Raw genomic sequence first — 16410 nt, 5'->3', positions numbered from 1 at the left:
CTACCCCACGGCGCGGCCTGTTCGTCACGGCGTCAAGTCGAGAAATTCCCAGTGCGCTTGGGGTTGTGCGCCGCTGAGCCATTTCCCGCAGTTCTGCAGGACCGTGGGGCTTGAGGTGATGTGCTGGGTGCCTGTGCCGAGATCACGCAGAAACCGGTCGATCGGCCCGCGCCGGATCGCCGCCGTCCCCGCCCATCGGTGCACCGTCTGACCCACGTCCTGCACGGTCCACGTCGCGTGGTTGAGCGCCAGCCTGAGCAGAGTGTCCTGCTCGGTGCTCGGCAACTCGCCTTCATTCAGGGTGTTTTCGATAGCTCGCCATACCTCCATCGCCCACGCCCGTGCGGAACGAAGCTTGGCTTCGGCGGTCGCGTACTCCGCGTGGAACTGCGCGGTGTCGACGGCGGCGTTACGTGTGCCGGATTTGGCCGCGGCCACCACTTTCAGTTCATCGAGCAGGCGCCGCCCGACACCGAGCGCCCAGCCGGTGTGCCCGATTGCGGACATGTTGACCAAGCCGAGGCGGTAGATCGCGCCGCCGTTGGCCGGGGTCGTGGTGGTGGCGAGATACGTGTGCGTCGCCGGGACGAGCACATCGGCGCAGTGGTAATCAATACTGTGCGTCGCCCGCAGCCCGAGCACATCCCAGTTGTCGACGAGTTCCACCTGCGACTTCGGCATCGCCAGCACCCGCAGCTCCCCGCTGCCCTCGACCTGGATCGCACTGTGGATATGGGTGGCGTGCGCCATACCGGAGGCGAACTGCCAACTGCCGCTCACCAGATAGCCACCCTCCACCGGGACGGCCCGGCCGGGCCGGGTGCCGTGCCCGGCCAACAACGCATGGTCCCCACCCGCGACATCCGGGAACAGGTCGGCCGCCGCAACGGCATCGAGATAAGCCGCGGTGGTGCCGGTCATCAACTGCAGCGCCATCATCGTCCAACCGGCCGCGGCGTCGTGGTAGCTGACCCGCTCGACCGTCTCTATCAATTGGCGTGGGGAGAACTCGTAGCCGCCGAGGCTCTGCGGCAGTGCGGCCCCCACAACCCCAGCACCCAGCAACGCCCGCGCGATGTCCTCGGTGAGTCTGCCGAGTTCCTCGGCCGCGTCCGCGTCCGCGTCAAGCGCCCCACCGAGTGCATCGATCCGCTCGAGCATCGCGGGAAATTCCGGGCTGACATGCAATCCGGCCGTGACCGCCATGGATGTTCGCTCCTCACCATTTGTACTGAGTCAGCGTCACCTTAAGCGAGGGGCCGTATCGTTTCACAACGCGTGCTTCAGTAACTTCCCTGCTGAGGCGGGTAGTTGCAGGTACTCCGTCAGCACGCCCGCACCTCAGGACGGCCTGTCCACGCCGAGGCAGCGGGAGGCGGGGCGGTCTCCCTCACAAGACTGCAGGCGTTCACCTTGCATTGGGGTGATGCCGTGGCAGTTCGCCGCTGTCATCGACTCCGGACAGGCCCTAGAGGTCAGCCGAGCCGGACATCGGGGCCGTCCAGGTCGGGGAGGTGTTCGGTTGAGATAGGGGCCTTCACCGTCACCTCGTCGCCAATTTCGATCGTCATCCTGTCCAGCCCCATGTGCAACGGACCGTCGTATCCCGCCTTCCGGGTCCGTTCCAGGATGACCTTGTCACCCTTGTCCCCGTGCAGCCCCTTCTTCACGATGTGAGAGAAAACCGCTACCTGGGGGCGCGCCTTGGAGAAGAGCCGGGCCGCCTGTTCAGGCGTGGTCAACTTCGCCTCAACCGCCTTGAATTTCCCTGACTTGGCGATCTCCTCCGAGAGCGCGACCACATTGTGGATCAGCACATCGACATGCGTGCCGTGCGAGACGACGTTCTCTTCATATGTGGTGTCACCCGACAGAAGTACGGATTTCCCCGCGTGGTCGAAGCGGTAGCCGAACGCGGGATTGCCGTCATGGTGCTCCACGGTGAAAGCCGTCACCTTGACGCCGTCACTGTCATGGACGACGCCCGGTTCGATCTCGTGGACGCGGATGTCCAGGTCTTCCTTCTTGAAGAGAGCGTTCGCGCGGTGCTTCACATCGTGCTCATACATCGCCCGCATCCCTCTGACCATCCCGGCAGTTCCCCGAGGCCCCCAGATTTCTATCCTTTCCTTCCGTCCGTACATGAACCACGGGTTGAGCCAGAGGGACGGTAGGTCTTCGTAATGGTCGTTGTGCAGATGAGTCAGGAAGATCTTGGTGACGTCCTTGGGGTGGACCCGGGACTCGTACATGTTCTGCGTGGCCCCGCGGCCCACGTCGAACAGGAACCGTTGGTCACCAGCCTCGATGAGGGTCGACATTCCCTGACGAGTGGTCGTCATCTCCGGCCCTCCGGTGCCCAGGAGATAGACCTTTACCTTGGGCGGGCCATCGCTCCCGGAAACAGCCGCGCCGGCCGGCGATGCCTTCTCTGACGTGCAGCCCATGAGGCCGAAAGAAAGGGCAACAGTTCCCGCGAGCAGGGGGCGACGGGTGATTTCGCTCATGGTGGTTCCTTCCGACGTGCAGAACAGCCGCAACGGCGGGATCAGTAGAGCAATCCCCAGCGCAGAGGCACATGGGCAGGGTCTCCAATGCGCCGAGGTAAGGGCTCGGAGGATCGCCCAATGCCAGAAGGCATCGACGCCGCCGATGTGCTCGAGTTCAGGGACACGTAGGACACGTAGGACACGTAGGACACGCGGGTCAGCGTGACGTCCGGAAGGCGGTGCGCGGCCCGGATCCGTTGACGAGGACGGCGGTTGCGCCGCTGGGGAGGGCGTAGGCGACCTTGTGCATGACGTGCGCCATCCCGTTGGAGGTACGCCATGACCCGCCCCGTAACAGTCGGCGTGGACGGATCGCCCGCGGGTCTCGCCGCTCCGCAGTGGGGTGCCGAGGAAGCGGTGCTCAGGGATCTGGCCCTGCGGCTCGCTTTGCCTGCGCCGTATCCTGGATGAGTGAGGGTAAGCCCCTCGGATACGGAGGGAATGGGCTACAGAGCCGAGCCCATGGCCAGTCGGAAGGCCCGCCCAGGTTGAGGGTGGGCCTTCTGGCGTCCGCAGAGGGTTTTGGGCGAAGCGTTCACGCTCTCCGCATCCTCTGCAGGTGAGGCTCACCGACAGAGGATGGAATGTCCCACCTCCCGGCACCGAGCGATCCCCCGGCACAGAGCGATCGATCAGAATTAGCAGCAATGTCGGAACGGCACCCGACCGGTCCCCATCCGTCACGTTGGAGTGGGCCGCGGTAGCCAGTGGCAGCGGCAGCGGCACTACGTGGCGCGTGCGGCCCCCAGGAAAGACTGGGGCGATACGAACGTGTTCCGCGCAGCACCACAACACCGGCACCATGCGAAGTACCGCTCTCCAGGCGAGCCGTGAGGTTGCGGTGCGTCCATGATTGCCGGCTGCCCACTCCTCTTTGCATCCGAAGGCGAGGGGCCGGCAGCCCCTCCGTCCCTTCCCTTCGGTGCACACCCAAGCGCGACGCCAGCCCTGACACGGACCCGGCGAACGATGCCGAGTCCTACGTGCCGCGTGGACCTACCCTGACCGCGGTACCCACCGGCGGGCCTCCAATTTTATCCCTATTAGCCCATAGGGTGCAAAGCCTAAACTATTAGGACGATCTGCAACGAGGGAGGTTGCTCTCCATGTCAACAGGGACTCTTCTGGCGATCGTCATCCCCGTGGCCGTGGTGCTGGTTCTGATCGGTGTGGCAGTAGGGCTCTTCATGCGCCGTCGCCACCTGCGTGAGCGCTTCGGGCCGGAGTACGACCGGACGGTGCAAGATGCTGACGGCCGCATGGCCGGTGAGCGGGAACTCATGGCCCGCGAGAAACGCCACGACGCACTCAACATCAAGCCCTTGGAGGACTCGCGCCGGGAACGCTACCGGCGCGACTGGGACGGCGTACAGCAGGAGTTCGTGGACCGGCCCGAGACCGCCGTACACGACGCAGACCGTCTGGTGACCTCCCTCATGCACGAAAGGGGCTACCCGACGGAGGACTACGAGCAACGCCTCAAGGACCTCTCCGTCGAGCACGGGCGCACCCTGAAGCACTACCGGGAAGCCCACGAAATCGACGCCCTGACCACGCAACACAGAGCAACCACTGAGCAGTTGCGCGGCGCCATGACGCACTACCGTGCGCTGTTCGACGAACTGCTCACCAACGGCGGCCAGTCGCGCCACGCGCGCGCCTGAGCGGACTGCGAGAAGCCCACGAGGAGGAAATATGCAACGCGACACCACATCGGACGCTGTCGGTACGGGCCTGTCCACGGAAGACCTTGCCCAGCCGAAGGATGCCCCGCCGGATGAAGTGCCGCCGGATGAAGTACCGCCGGAGCCCGAGGCAACGACCGAGCCCGCCCGCCGGAAGGAAGCCGATCCCTCAGGTGACGATGAAGCGCACCCGCTTCTGACGCGGGATGACGAGCAAGGCTTCCGTGATCGCTGGAACAGGGTCCAGAGCACCTTCGTGGATGACCCGCGCGAGGCCGTTCAGTCAGCGGACGCCCTGGTCGCCGACGTCATGCAGACCCTGGCCTCCACGTTCGCCGAGCAGAAGCAGGGCCTGGAAGGCCAGTGGAAGCGCGGCGAGGAAGCCAACACCGAAGACCTGCGCAAGGCACTCCGGCACTACCGGTCGTTCTTCAACCGTCTCCTGACAGCCTGAACGCGCAACCGCGGGAGAGAGCCGTGATCATTCTTGGGATCATCCTGCTCGTCATCGGCTTCGTCACCGGCATCTCCATCCTGTGGACCATCGGGATCGTCCTTGCCGTGATCGGCGCCGTTCTGTTCTTGCTCGGCTCCCTCGGCCACGGCGCCTTCGGGCGGCGCCACTACTGGTAGGGCACGCCCACCCAACGCCCCGGAATGCTTCATCGCAGGCACAAGGCAGAGCCAGTGCAACGGCGGGTCGCACTCAGGAAAGCAGACCCCTCGTGACGGTGCGACAGCACCTGGCCACCCGGCTTTTCTGAACACGAGCCCATCCGTCCGACGCCGGAGCACCACCGGGTACGGGGCCTGCGCCCGGCTCTGGAGATAGGGGCTCCGGAACGGCAGCGGCCCGCCTGGCACTCCCCCGCCCGGCCGGAGACCAGAGCCGCGTCGTCGTGTTCCCACGCCGCCCATTCCAGAAGGCACCGACCCGAGGCGGCGAGGCGGCGTCTTGGCGGACCCCGACGAGCTGCGTACCCGACTGGGCCGGGACGGCCAGCCCGGCCGCCTGGGCGTCGCTCTGGCCGTCCCGCCTCGGCATTTGCGCGGAAATGCCGACACCGGCGCTACGCGCCTATAGTTGAGCGGGGGCTGCTCACACGCCTGTCAGGTGAACCCTTTCCACGATACGGGTGACCATCGGGCACACCACGCAAACGGCCACGCAGCGGCATCGCTACCCGGAGTCGCCGGGTGGTCAAGATGGAGGTCCGCCCCATGTTGAGTGCGATCGCAGACGTTTTCCGGGCCATCGGCGGCGCTATCGCCACAGTCGTCACCCTGCCTTTCCGGGCCGTGGCCCGGATCTTCGGCGGGGCTTCCGACTCCGCGCACGGCCGCCACTGAAGTAACCGCGGTAAAACGGGCCCGCGAGCTGGGAACATCGACAGGCCATCCCCGAAGCTGGGGACGCGTGCCGGTGCCCCGAAGGCCGGCTGACCGCTGCCGCTACCTGCTTCGACGGTCAGCCGCCGTGACAGGCGGCGGTCCGGGTCACATCCGCCCGGATGCAGGGGAGGCCGGCCTCGGCTACATGTTCCTGCCGGAGGCGCGGGGACGCGGGTATGCCGCCGAGGCGTGCGCGGCGGCGCTCGGCTGGTTCGCCGACGCGCTTCCCGGCGAGCCGGTGGTGCTCTGCACCCAGACCGCCAACGACCGCTCGATGCGCCTCGCGGCGAAGTTGGGGTTCACCGAGGTGCAACGGTTCGAGGAGTGGGGCGCCGAGCAGTGGTTCGGCGTGTGGTCCCCGGTCACGGCGTCCGGCTGACCCATCCAGCACCCCCAGCGCCGCACGCCGCCGGCACGCCCTGCGCCGGTACGGCAAGAAGTTCACCTCGCCCGATGACGTCCGGCCACTGCCAGGGCCTGGCGTAGCCGGTCGAGACCGGGGAGACCGGCAAGCCCCGCGCCATCGGGTACATCCGGCACGCGAGGGCAGTCATCACTCCACGGGAACTTCGGCGGACGCCGAACGGGGCGGAGCTGCCGTACGCGCCGTGGGCTGCGAAAGAGCCACGCCGACCAGGGCTGGTGCGGCCGCCGAAGTCGCGGGACGGGACCGGCATTCGGCGGCGGCAATCTCCGCCTGGTGCCTTCTGCCCGGGCATACGGGACAAGCGGAACGGACCGGCCCCGAGCTCCCTGTGACGTTCTCAACTCACATGAGTACGCGGGCGGGTGGGAGCCGGGCGCCGGTCCGGGGTGCGGGGCGAGTCAGTGCCGGCGGAACTCCTCGGCGGCCAGCAGCGCGGTGTCCGGGTCGTCGGAGAACAGGCCGTCGATACCGGTCGCGAAGAGCGCCTTGAGGTACGCGAGCGAGTTGCCGTAGTCGCCCGGGTTCTTGCCCACTTGGAAGTCCAGCGGCAGGAAGCTGTTCTCGTTCCGCACGGTGTACGGGGTGAGGAACAGTCCGGCGGCGTGCGCGTCGCGGACGAGGGTGGTGGGCTTGCCGAGTTTGCCCTTGTCGTCCTGCGCGATGATCTGCGGCAGCCAGGGGCCGATGCCCTGGGCGAAGCCGGCGATCCACTTGAGTCCCTCGGGCCTGAGGAGGTCGGCGGTGGTGCGTGGGTCGCCGGACTCGACGAAGTCCGCGGGCCTGACGGACGGTTCGTCGAGCAGGACGGTCTTGGGGCACTTCACGCCCAGTTCGCTGAGCCGCTTGAGGCTGCTGGGCTCGAAGGACTGCAGGATGTTCGGGGCGTGCGCGGTGTGCCGGCCATAGCGGCGCAGCAGCTTGGCAAGCGGCTCCTCGATACCCAGGCCCAGCTTGCGGAAGTAGGTGGGGTGCTTGGTCTCGGGGTAGATCCATATGGGGCGGCCGCGGCGGCGCCCCTCGCGCTCGGCCCACTGGAGGACCTCTTCAAAGGTGGGCACCTCCCAGTGGCCGTTGTACATGGTGTTGTGCTGGCGGACGTCGGGGATGCGCTCCTTGGCGCGCAGGGTCTTCAGCTCGGCGAGCGTGAAGTCCTCGGTGAACCAGCCGGTGATCTTCTGGCCGTCAACGGTCTTGGTGGTCTTGCGGCCGGCGAACTCGTGGTGGTCGGCGACGTCGGTGGTGGCGGAGATGTCGGGCTCGTGCCGGCAGACCAGGTGCCCGTCCTTGGTGGGGACGAGGTCACCGGCCTCGATGACGTCCGCGCCCATGTCGAGGGCGAGTTGGTAGGAGCCGAAGGTGTGCTCCGGGCGGTAGCCGCTGGCGCCGCGGTGGCCGATGACGAACGGTACGGGCAGCTGCGTGGGCCGCCCGGCGGGCGTCGGCGGGTCCGCCCGGTCCGCCGGCCCCGTTCCAGCCGCGTTCGCCTGTCCCGCTCCGGCCAGTACCGCCGCTCCGGCGCCCAGGGCCGCAGCTCCCAATATCGTCCGCCGCCCCGGCTCGTGCCGCTTGTCCATGCCCGCGCTCCTTGCTCTGTGTCAGGCCCCGCACCGCCCGGTGAATATCCGGGCATTTCAGGGTTTTCCGGTGTATCAACATGCTCCGGGAGGCCACTTCGTACGTATCCCGGATCCCGGAAGTACCTTGATCGTAAGCACGGACGGGTGACGCCAAGGAGACGCGGGGGTGCCGCGGGGGTGCCGTGAGGGTGCCGCGGGGAATGAAGGGAACGCGCTACGACTCTGCGTATCGCCGCCGTGACCCGGTGTGCGGGCGGGAGCGCTCACGATGGCGTTGGACGTGTCTGTGGGTGGCGAGGCCGAGGAAGGCTTCGTGGATGTCGCCACGTCGTTCCCCGCGGATGCGCAGGCGGCGGAAGCCGTGCAGCCAGGCAATGGTTCTTGCTCCGCACCGAAGCCGTTCAATGCCCCGGCAGGACATATGTCATCCCCAGGATATGACTCAGGGCCCTACAGGCCGGCTGCCGATTCTCGTAGGTTTCCCACCATGTTCACTTCTCGCAAAGTTGGAAGAGATGACTCCTGGGAAGGCATCGTCATCAACAAATCCCGGGGCATGCTCGACGGCTCAAACATGTGCCACTTCGTCGAGGTCCGCCTTGGCGACGGCGAAGTGGTGAAGGTCCGGATCAGCCGCCGGCTCTGGAAGTCGATGGCAGTCGACGACCGGATCGTCAAGCGGCCGGGGGCCGACCCGGTCAGGGGGTAGCCCCAGCCTTGGGGTGTGGGAATCCGAACCCGTTACTTGAGTGCGAACCGCAGACCATCCTCGTTGGAGGACAGGACGACGGTCTCGATCACTTCGGCGCCGAGCTCCCGCGCCCGGCTGAGCCCGCGCGCAGAGATTTCCTCGCCGAACCCCTGACCACGGTGAGCGGCGAGCACTCGGGCGATCACCGTGACCGTCAGCGTGTCATCCGTAGGCGGGCGCACCGTGCTGCACCCGATGAGGTCTTCATCGGAATACGCGACCTCCGCGTCGCCAACTCCCCTTCTGCACAAGGCAGTTGGAAAGGAAATCATTGACAACACCGGATCCGAAACCCTAGGCTCGGCCGCCAACTACCGGCTATACACCCGTTATTCATCATCTGGGTGGAACAACTGTGGAGGTAATTCCGTGAGGACCAAGCGACTGGTCGGTGCCGCCATTTCAGGAATAGCGTTGTCGGCTATTGCCGCCGCGCCTGCGATGGCGGATACCTCGGTCACCGGCGGCAACGTGGAAATGGTCATATTCGGCAGCGGTTACCACGTCAGCAAGGTCACGATTCACGGCGTTCCGGAACTTCAGGGGCCCGCGCAGTACGAGTTCATCTACTCCGCCACGACCTCGCCGACCAAGACGTACACGATGATTTGCGGCGGTAGCGGCACGGGCAACAGCTGCAGTCACAACTTCACCATCAACGCCACGTACTCACACGGGGTCGGCATCAAGAGCTGCGGTCAGATCAAGCGCATCGACAACAATCAGAGCATGGGGGTTGCCTGCAAGAAGTGGTAATTCGGTGAACTCGGCTGAGCAGGGCCGGCCATGACGCGGCGGCATTGCTCAGCCGTTCCCATGAGTGGATTGATGGTCCGGCCCAATCTGGGCCGATGTACGGCGGCGGGCGACAACGGGGGTGCCACCGGGCGCGGGCGTCGGCTTGTCCGAGGGATCGCCAGGGTTCCCTTCGCCGCACAGACTTCGTCAGCCGCCCCATACGGCAATGTCGGCCTCCACGACCACAATCAGGTCTTGGAGGCCGACGTCACACATGAGCCTGAATTACCCCATGATGGCTCGGGGTGGTGCTGCGGCCCAGTGGATGAGCACCCGTGCTAGCTCTGCATCTCAGCCGTGGATCGGGCCCAGGGGGATGTCGGAGACCGTGAGGCTGACGGACTTCACGGAGCCGCCGGTCAGGACAGGGATGCCATTGGGGCCGGGGGCGAACGTGGCGGTCAGGCCGTCCACGGAGCCACTGACGGAGAGACCACCCGCGACGCTGTCGAGGTCTTCGTCGGCTATCTCACGGGTCTCAATGCGGGACGTGTTGCTCATGAAGGTGAGCGTCCTTCCTCTGGAGTGGTGGGTCGCAAATGCGTGGCGCACTGCGGCGGGAACTTTCGGACGGCGGCGACGCTAACCATGGCCGATCAAATTCCGGTGAAATCGCTGGTGGACATGGTGCGTGGATCGACATGGGGCAGGCTGCGGTGCTGAGTCCTCTCGGGACGTTGGGGACCTGGCAAGGTGGATCGGGCAGGTGCTGTGTCCGATCCGGTGCAGGCCGGGGAGGGTGGGCCACTGAGGACCCGCTCCGACAGCCGTGCGCACCTGGCGTCCTTCGCCGACGTGCAAGCCCTGGGCCGAGTGGCACAGCCCGAAGAGATCGCCGAAGTCCTGTGCTTCCTCGCCTCACCACGCTCCAGCTTCATCACAGGAGCCGTGGTCGCGGCTCATCGACGTCGCGTGCATCCAGCGGAACAAACCGGCCGGGCCCCGAGGCGGCGATGTCGCCCGCACCGCCCCCGCGCGCAGATTGCCGCGGAGAAGACGCAGCACTTCGAGGAGGTGCTGCAGAAACTGACGGAGCGGGAGCAATGTCAGGCACAGGCGCTGGAGCGGCTAGTTTGTGTGCAGGACTGGTATGCAGGCCCGTGGTGGCAGAGGTGCACGGGGGACGGGAGGTCGGGAAGAGTGTCGCTGCGCGAAGGTGATCCAGCCGAGATCGGTGGTTATCCACTTGAGGCCCGGCTCGGCTCGGGTGGCATGGGCACGGTCTTTCTGGCCCGTACGAGTTCAGGGCGACCTGTCGCGATCAAACTGATCCACCCGCAGTACGCGGCGGACGACGAGTTCCGCATCCGCTTCCGGCAGGAGGTGGCGGCGGCGAGGCGGGTGAGCGGCGCGTTCACCGCCGCCGTGGTCGACGCTGCCCCTGAGGCCGAGCAGCCATGGATGGCGACGACCTATATCCAGGGGCACACGCTCGCCCGGCGCATCGCCATGAAGGGCCCGCTGAGCGGAGCGGAGCTGAGGAGGCTCGCCATCGGGCTGGCGGAGGCGCTGCGGGACATCCACCGGGTGGGGGTCATCCACCGTGACCTGAAGCCCTCGAACGTCGTGCTCTCGCCCGAGGGCCCACGCGTCATCGACTTCGGCATTTCGCGCGCCGTGGACCAGCAGACGCTGACGATTACAGGGCGGGTCATCGGTACGCCGCCCTTCATGTCGCCGGAGCAGTTGCAAGCACCGCGTGATGTGGGGCCGCGGTCCGATGTCTTCTCGCTGGGGACGCTGCTGGCGTACGCAGCGACGGGCCAAGGGCCCTTTGACGCGGAAAGCCCCTACATAGTTGCGTATCAGGTGGTGCACGGGGAGCCGTCGCTGGAGGACGTGCCGGTGGCCTTGCGCACGGTCGTCGAGTCGTGCCTGGCCAAGGAGCCCAACGGGCGCCCCTCGTCGGACGAACTCCTCGTGCTGCTACGGGACCTGCCGGCCGACCTCGACCAGACCGACGCGAGGGGAGTTGACGCGGGCCGCACCCGCGACATGATCACCCAGCATCACTTCGCGACGCCGGCCACCCCGACGACGGCCACCCCGGCGCCGACTGCCCCGACCACCACCCCGACCGGTCCCGATACGGAGAGCGTCGACACCCCCATCGGCCGCCCACGGCGTCGCCGATGGCGTCCCGTGCTCGCGGCCGCGGTCGCGGTCACGGTGGCAGCGATCGGCGCGGGAGTCGCCGCACTGACGGCGGGCGGCTTTGGGGGGAACAGCGGCGGCGACAAGGGCAACAGCCTTGCGACCCCGAGTGCCGCACTTCCGGACGGCTTCAAACCGTGGCACAAGACCGTGCCCGGCGGTCGCCCGGACATCCCCGACGAGCTGCGCTGCGTCGCGCGCGGCGACGCGCTGTTCTGCGGGGGCGGCAGTGTTGTCGCGACCCGTATCAGGGCCAGGGACGGCTCGCGGATGTGGACGGCGAAGAGCCCCGGCGTCCCTGCCAACGGCATGCACCTGGTGGGCGCCACCGACGACACGGTGCTCGGTTACCGCTTCGCCGCCCAGGGCGCCCCGCAGGGCCCTCCCAGCGAGGTGGTGGCCCTCGACGCGAACAACGGCCGGGAGCTGTGGTCCGTGCCGTCCGGCGCCCAGTCGACGGCCGTCACGGGTCGGACTCAGGACGCCCTTGTGGTCGGTTCCGACGTCGTGACGGTCGACGCTTCCAACTCCCGCTTCGAGGCCCGCAACGCGCACAGCGGTCAGGTCACATGGACGTCGTCATTCCCTGCGGGTAAGCAGTGCGCTCCCGTCCTGGTCGGCCAACAGCTCGTCGCGATGTGCGCGACGAATGCGGAGGTGGATGCTTTTGCCGTGCGCCACCCCACCCTGTACCCGGTCGACCGCGCCTCGGGGACACTGGGCAGGCCCATCGCGGTCAACGGCCCCGCCGTGCCGATGGGCGTCGCCAACGGCAGGCTCGTACTCCTGCAAGTACACATGGGGGGAACGGAGCTGGACCGCTACAACGGGGTCGCGCGGGTCGACCTGGCCTCGCGGAAGGTCACGTACTCCCGACTGGCCAAGACCTACGTGGGGACGCCCGGCATGGCGGACAGCACCGTCTATGTGAGCGGGCAGACCGGTCTCGTCACCGCACTCGACCCCGCGACCGGCCGGGAGAAGTGGTCGCAGCAGACTGGCGTGGAGGGCGCGTCGGGCCCTGTTGCGGGAGCCGACGCACTGTACTTCAGCTCGGCCACCGGCCGGGTGGTCGCGCTGTCTCCGTACGAGGGCAAGCCCCTGTGGACAACAGATCCGCAGGCCGATGGGTTGACGGGCCAGCTGGGCGCAAGCCCGCGTGTGACTCTTGCGGGGCGTGCGGTGATCGTGGCCGCGGCCAAGAACACGCTTTTCGCTTTCGACGCACAGAAGCCGCCGAAGTCGGGCTGACCTACTCGGTGAAGGCCGCGACACCGCTCGGGGCACCCAGGCCCGTCGGGCCGTCGTAGCCCTTGCCTGGGCGGGCGACCGCCTGGAGTTCGACGACCCCGCGGGCGGCTTCTTCGCGATCGGTTGCCGGCCTCGATCCAACTGCCCCTGGCCGGCGGACCCGCCGTGACGCGAGGGGCACGTTCAGACACGAGGGCCGCCTCCGACGCCGTGCGCGGCGCTCGTGGTTCATGTCCGGACCTCGTCGGCATCCCACCAGGTCTGTCCGGACTCGTTTTGTCATCCCACAGGTCGGGCACGCTTTGACAAGCATGGCCGAGATCTGACTAACTTGCGCCGCAGATCGGTCATGAGTGTCAGCGACAAGCCCTGGCTTGCTGACCGGCAACCCTCGCGCCGCGGTGGGGTGCCCCAGGTGACGACCGGACCGGAAGACCTTCGGTAAGCGCGAGCCCCATGGGCCGGAACAGTGACGGTGACGGAATGTACGCAGCTTTGGGGACAGCCGCATGGCGACGCCGTGGCTGCCTGCTGCTGTGCGCGAACCGGTCGGTCGATCTGCTGCGCGTCAACAGCGCTCTGTGTACCGGCACCTGCCGTGCGTTCCGCCAAGGCTGAAGACTGACGGTCTTCTGAATCTCTGATGCCACCGCTGTCGCGGTGTGCGTCCTCCTTGCCCAAACCCCGTTCCGCGCGTCCCCGTGCGCAACGTCACGCGGAGCCCCTTCGACCCGGCACCGTGCCGTTGCGGCATCCGTGGTCCGGGCTGTCCGAATTCGCTGGAGTCCTCCATGAGTGAACCCCCTGGCGCTGTGGTACCCCTCGCCTCAGCACCTCCTGCCGAGGAGCGCCCCGCCCCCTCCTCCGCGCCTCGTACCGCACGTACCGCACGTCCTGCCGAGGCCGAACGGCCGGGCGACGGCGCCGCACCGCGGCCGCCCGCGGCGCAGCGGGTGCTGCCGCTGCGCAGGCCAGGCCGCTGGATCGCCACGGCGATCGTGCTGGTGCTGGCCGCCCAGATCGCCCACGGCCTGGTGACCAACCCCTTCTATCAGTGGGACCGGTTCCAGTACTGGTTCCTGCGCCCGGCGATCCTCGATGGCCTGCTCATCACCCTCAAGGTGACGGCGTACAGTGCCGTGCTCGGTCTGCTCGGCGGCATCCTGGTCGCCCTGGGCAGGCTCTCCCGGAGCCCGGTGCTGCGGGCGGTTGCCTGGACCTACACATGGCTGTTCCGCTCGGTTCCGCTCATCGTGGTGCTGCTGTTCCTCTACAACTTCAGCGCGCTGTACAAGACGCTGAGCCTCGGGGTTCCGTTCGGGCCCGCCTTCTTCACCTTCGACGAGTCCCGGCTCGCCACCGACATCGTCGTGGCGGTCGTCGGACTCACCCTGAACGAGACGGCATACGCGTCCGAGGTGGTGCGGAGCGGCATCCTCGCGGTCGACCAGGGGCAGCACGAGGCGGCGTTGGCGCTGGGCCTGCCGAAGAGCTACCAGTTCACGAAGATCGTCTTTCCGCAGGCCCTGCGCTCCATCACCCCGAACTACGTGAATCTGCTGATCAATCTGATCAAGAGCACGTCGCTCGTCTTCTACGTGTCGCTGCTCGATCTGTTCGGCTCGGCGCAGAGCATGGGCAGCACGTATCCGGGTGACATCGTCCCGCTGCTGCTCGTCGCCACCGTCTGGTATCTGATCCTCACGAGCGCGGTCTCCATCGTCCAGTTCTACGTCGAGCGGTACTTCGCCAGGGGCGCGACGCGCACCCTTCCGCCGACGCCGTTGCAGAAGTTGCGGGCAGGTCTGCGTGATCTGCGTGCCCGAGCCCGGAGGGAGGCCGCGATATGACCACCGAGAACGGGACCGAGACCGGAACCGCCGAGATACGACCGGCCGCGGTCGAGGTCCACGACGTGCACAAGTGGTACGGCGCCCACCGGGTGCTGGACGGCGTCGAGTTGACCGTACGACCCGGCGAGGTCACCGTGATCCTCGGGCCGTCCGGGTCCGGCAAGTCCACCCTGCTGCGGGTGATCAACCACCTGGAGAAGCCGGAGGTCGGGTACGTCAGCGTGAACGGTGAGCCGATCGGCGTGCGCCGGCACGGCGAGCGGCTCAAGGAGCTGAGCGAACGGGTCATCCTGGGGCAGCGCAGCCGGATCGGCTTCGTCTTCCAGAACTTCAACCTCTTCCCGCACCTGACCGCGCTGGACAACGTGGCCGCCGCTCCCGTGGCCACCGGGAAGCTGACCAAGTCCAAGGCCCAGGAGCTGGCCCACGAACTGCTCGGCCGGGTGGGCCTGGCCGACAAGGTCGGCGCCTATCCGCGACAGCTGTCCGGCGGCCAGCAGCAGCGGGTGGCCATCGCCCGCGCCCTCGCCCTGCGGCCGGGGGTCATCCTCTTCGACGAACCCACCTCCGCACTCGATCCCGAACTCGTCGGCGATGTATTGGCCGTCATCAAGGACCTGGCCACCAGCGGCACCACCCTCATCATCGTCACCCACGAGATCGGCTTCGCCCGTGAGGTGGCCGACCGGGTCGTCTTCATCGATGGGGGCCGGATCGTCGAACAGGGTCTGCCCACCGAGGTGTTGGACCACCCGAAACACGAGCGGACCAGGGACTTCCTGAGCAAGGTGCTCTGACCTCGCCATCCGTCCCACTGCCCGCGCCCCGTCCGGGCTCGCGCCCCCGCACACCACCGAAGACCCCCCACACCACCCAAGCCCCCCATACCACCGAAGAACAAGCAACGCGCCCTCACCACCACTCACCGAACCAAGGACAGCCATGCGCACCCTCAACCTCAGCAGCAGACTCCTCCGCAGCCTCTCCGCGGGCACCGCCGTCGTTACCCTCGGCACTGGCCTCGCCGCCTGCGGGGGCACCAGCGACGCGGCCGGCAAGTCCGACAGCAAGGCGTCCGGGACGGTCACCGTGGGGGCCCATTCCAACGGCGCCGCCAAGGAGACCACGCTCAAGGTGTCCGAGGTCAGGTCCATCAGCGCCGAGCTGCCGAAATCGATCGCCAAGAAGGGCAAGCTGGTCATCGGCGTCGGCGCCCTGCCCACCGGCTCCGTGCCACTGAACTTCGTTGGCGACGACCAGAAGACGCTCACCGGAGCCGAGCCCGACTTCGGCCGACTGGTGGCCGCTGTCCTCGGCCTCCAGCCCGAGGTGAAGAACCTCACCTGGGAGAACCTGTTCGTCGGCATCGACAGCGGCAAGGTCGACGCGGCCTTCTCCAACGTCACCGACACCGAGGAGCGCAAGAAGAAGTACGAGTTCGCCACCTATCGGCAGGACAACCTGGGGTTCGAGGTGCCCAAGAAGAGCACCTGGACCTTCGACGGCGACTACCGGAACCTGGCCGGCAAGACGGTCGCGGTGGGCCGGGGCACCAACCAGGAGAAGGTCCTGCTGGAGTGGAAGGCGAAGCTGAAGAAGCAGGGCAAGGACCTCACCGTCAAGTACTACCCGGACAACAACAGCATCTACCTGGCGCTGAACAGCGGGAAGATCGACGCCTACTTCGGCCCCAATCCCAGCATCGCCTACCACACCACCCACACGGCGAACACCCCCAACGCGACCCGTAGCGCCGGCAAGTTCTCCGGCGCGGGCGCAAGGCTCCAGGGCCTGATCGCCGCGACCTCGAAGAAGGACAGCGGGCTGGCCAAGCCGGTCTCCGAGGCGATCAACTACCTGATCGAGAACGGTCAGTACGCCAAGTGGCTGGCGGCCTGGAACCTCTCCAACGAGGCCGTCAGCACCTCCAAGGTCAACCCGCCTGGCCTGCCGCTCGACAACTCCTGATCAAC

The 16410-nt window shown here is 67.2% G+C and carries 15 protein-coding genes, 2 pseudogenes and 1 riboswitch; of the genes and pseudogenes, 12 read left to right on the top strand and 5 right to left on the bottom strand.

Annotated features, from left to right (window positions below):
- Positions 1–24: 24 nt before the first annotated feature.
- Together ACIGWZ_RS10070 and ACIGWZ_RS10065 are read right to left on the bottom strand one after the other, a co-directional pair.
- A complete protein-coding gene (locus ACIGWZ_RS10070; protein WP_400062718.1) occupies positions 25–1206 on the bottom strand; it encodes an acyl-CoA dehydrogenase in 1182 nt (393 codons plus the stop codon).
- A 269-nt stretch (positions 1207–1475) separates the two neighbouring features.
- Positions 1476–2507 (bottom strand): MBL fold metallo-hydrolase, encoded by a 1032-nt coding sequence (locus tag ACIGWZ_RS10065; protein ID WP_400062717.1) that lies wholly within the window; start codon positions 2505–2507, stop codon positions 1476–1478.
- A 1148-nt stretch (positions 2508–3655) separates the two neighbouring features.
- Between ACIGWZ_RS10065 and ACIGWZ_RS10060 the strand changes: the two genes are divergently transcribed.
- From ACIGWZ_RS10060 to ACIGWZ_RS10040, 5 genes and pseudogenes are all read left to right on the top strand, one after another.
- Entirely contained in the window at positions 3656–4213 is a 558-nt protein-coding gene (locus ACIGWZ_RS10060) for a transmembrane domain-containing protein (RefSeq protein WP_400062715.1), read from the top strand.
- Between the two features lie 31 nt (positions 4214–4244).
- A complete protein-coding gene (locus ACIGWZ_RS10055; protein WP_400062713.1) occupies positions 4245–4688 on the top strand; it encodes a hypothetical protein in 444 nt (147 codons plus the stop codon).
- A gap of 23 nt (positions 4689–4711) precedes the next feature.
- Positions 4712–4867: a hypothetical protein gene (locus ACIGWZ_RS10050; RefSeq protein WP_400062711.1), complete on the top strand. Its 156-nt coding sequence runs from the start codon at positions 4712–4714 to the stop codon at positions 4865–4867.
- Between the two features lie 588 nt (positions 4868–5455).
- A complete protein-coding gene (locus ACIGWZ_RS10045; protein WP_400063268.1) occupies positions 5456–5584 on the top strand; it encodes an LPFR motif small protein in 129 nt (42 codons plus the stop codon).
- 148 nt (positions 5585–5732) lie between these two features.
- A pseudogene (locus ACIGWZ_RS10040) lies at positions 5733–6005 on the top strand (GNAT family N-acetyltransferase); the annotation flags it as partial.
- 446 nt (positions 6006–6451) lie between these two features.
- On the opposite strand, the gene ACIGWZ_RS10035 reads toward ACIGWZ_RS10040, so the two are convergent.
- Positions 6452–7627: a glycerophosphodiester phosphodiesterase gene (locus ACIGWZ_RS10035; protein WP_400062709.1), complete on the bottom strand. Its 1176-nt coding sequence runs from the start codon at positions 7625–7627 to the stop codon at positions 6452–6454.
- Positions 7628–7898: 271 nt separating this feature from the next.
- On the opposite strand from ACIGWZ_RS10035, the gene ACIGWZ_RS10030 reads away from it, so the two are divergent.
- Positions 7899–8339, top strand: coding sequence for a hypothetical protein (locus ACIGWZ_RS10030; protein ID WP_400063296.1), 441 nt, complete (start codon positions 7899–7901; stop codon positions 8337–8339).
- Positions 8340–8371: 32 nt separating this feature from the next.
- On the opposite strand, the gene ACIGWZ_RS10025 is transcribed toward ACIGWZ_RS10030, so the two are convergent.
- Entirely contained in the window at positions 8372–8653 is a 282-nt protein-coding gene (locus ACIGWZ_RS10025; protein ID WP_400062707.1) for a GNAT family N-acetyltransferase, read from the bottom strand.
- 97 nt (positions 8654–8750) lie between these two features.
- Here ACIGWZ_RS10025 and ACIGWZ_RS10020 point away from each other — a divergent pair, with 97 nt between their 5' ends.
- Positions 8751–9137: a hypothetical protein gene (locus ACIGWZ_RS10020; RefSeq protein WP_400062705.1), complete on the top strand. Its 387-nt coding sequence runs from the start codon at positions 8751–8753 to the stop codon at positions 9135–9137.
- Between the two features lie 333 nt (positions 9138–9470).
- Here the strand turns inward: ACIGWZ_RS10020 and ACIGWZ_RS10015 are convergent, their stop codons facing one another.
- Positions 9471–9680 (bottom strand): hypothetical protein, encoded by a 210-nt coding sequence (locus ACIGWZ_RS10015; protein ID WP_400062703.1) that lies wholly within the window; start codon positions 9678–9680, stop codon positions 9471–9473.
- Positions 9681–9872: 192 nt separating this feature from the next.
- Here ACIGWZ_RS10015 and ACIGWZ_RS10010 point away from each other — a divergent pair.
- The 5 genes and pseudogenes from ACIGWZ_RS10010 to ACIGWZ_RS09990 form a co-directional block, all read left to right on the top strand.
- Positions 9873–10064 (top strand): annotated as a pseudogene (locus ACIGWZ_RS10010) (SDR family oxidoreductase); the annotation flags it as partial.
- A gap of 255 nt (positions 10065–10319) precedes the next feature.
- Positions 10320–12584: a serine/threonine-protein kinase gene (locus ACIGWZ_RS10005; protein ID WP_400063267.1), complete on the top strand. Its 2265-nt coding sequence runs from the start codon at positions 10320–10322 to the stop codon at positions 12582–12584.
- Between the two features lie 345 nt (positions 12585–12929).
- Positions 12930–13038, top strand: a riboswitch (SAM riboswitch).
- 337 nt (positions 13039–13375) lie between these two features.
- On the top strand, positions 13376–14434 hold the full coding sequence (locus ACIGWZ_RS10000; RefSeq protein ID WP_400062701.1) for an ABC transporter permease subunit: 1059 nt from the start codon (positions 13376–13378) through the stop codon (positions 14432–14434).
- Positions 14431–15234 carry an amino acid ABC transporter ATP-binding protein gene (locus ACIGWZ_RS09995; protein WP_400062699.1) on the top strand — a complete coding sequence of 268 codons (804 nt, stop codon included), beginning with the start codon at positions 14431–14433 and terminating at the stop codon, positions 15232–15234. The genes ACIGWZ_RS10000 and ACIGWZ_RS09995 overlap by 4 nt, the downstream gene beginning before the upstream one ends.
- Before the next feature lie 145 nt (positions 15235–15379).
- Positions 15380–16405, top strand: a complete 1026-nt coding sequence (locus ACIGWZ_RS09990) for an ABC transporter substrate-binding protein (RefSeq protein ID WP_400062697.1) — start codon at positions 15380–15382, stop codon at positions 16403–16405.
- The last annotated feature ends 5 nt before the right edge of the window (positions 16406–16410 follow it).

The organism is Streptomyces sp. NPDC053427, from assembly GCF_044544985.1.
In the GTDB taxonomy this organism is placed as follows: Bacteria; Actinomycetota; Actinomycetes; order Streptomycetales; family Streptomycetaceae; genus Streptomyces.
The sequence above is the reverse complement of the archived record's forward strand: the minus strand, read 5'-3'. Positions and strand labels throughout refer to the sequence as shown.

Coding starts and splice junctions, on each gene's coding strand:
- ACIGWZ_RS10070 (WP_400062718.1), bottom strand. CDS start 1,206: ATGGCGGTCACGGCCGGATTGCATGTCAGCCCGGAATTTCCCGCGATG.
- ACIGWZ_RS10065 (WP_400062717.1), bottom strand. CDS start 2,507: ATGAGCGAAATCACCCGTCGCCCCCTGCTCGCGGGAACTGTTGCCCTT.
- ACIGWZ_RS10060 (WP_400062715.1), top strand. CDS start 3,656: ATGTCAACAGGGACTCTTCTGGCGATCGTCATCCCCGTGGCCGTGGTG.
- ACIGWZ_RS10055 (WP_400062713.1), top strand. CDS start 4,245: ATGCAACGCGACACCACATCGGACGCTGTCGGTACGGGCCTGTCCACG.
- ACIGWZ_RS10045 (WP_400063268.1), top strand. CDS start 5,456: ATGTTGAGTGCGATCGCAGACGTTTTCCGGGCCATCGGCGGCGCTATC.
- ACIGWZ_RS10035 (WP_400062709.1), bottom strand. CDS start 7,627: ATGGACAAGCGGCACGAGCCGGGGCGGCGGACGATATTGGGAGCTGCG.
- ACIGWZ_RS10030 (WP_400063296.1), top strand. CDS start 7,899: ATGGCGTTGGACGTGTCTGTGGGTGGCGAGGCCGAGGAAGGCTTCGTG.
- ACIGWZ_RS10025 (WP_400062707.1), bottom strand. CDS start 8,653: ATGATTTCCTTTCCAACTGCCTTGTGCAGAAGGGGAGTTGGCGACGCG.
- ACIGWZ_RS10015 (WP_400062703.1), bottom strand. CDS start 9,680: ATGAGCAACACGTCCCGCATTGAGACCCGTGAGATAGCCGACGAAGAC.
- ACIGWZ_RS10000 (WP_400062701.1), top strand. CDS start 13,376: ATGAGTGAACCCCCTGGCGCTGTGGTACCCCTCGCCTCAGCACCTCCT.
- ACIGWZ_RS09995 (WP_400062699.1), top strand. CDS start 14,431: ATGACCACCGAGAACGGGACCGAGACCGGAACCGCCGAGATACGACCG.
- ACIGWZ_RS09990 (WP_400062697.1), top strand. CDS start 15,380: ATGCGCACCCTCAACCTCAGCAGCAGACTCCTCCGCAGCCTCTCCGCG.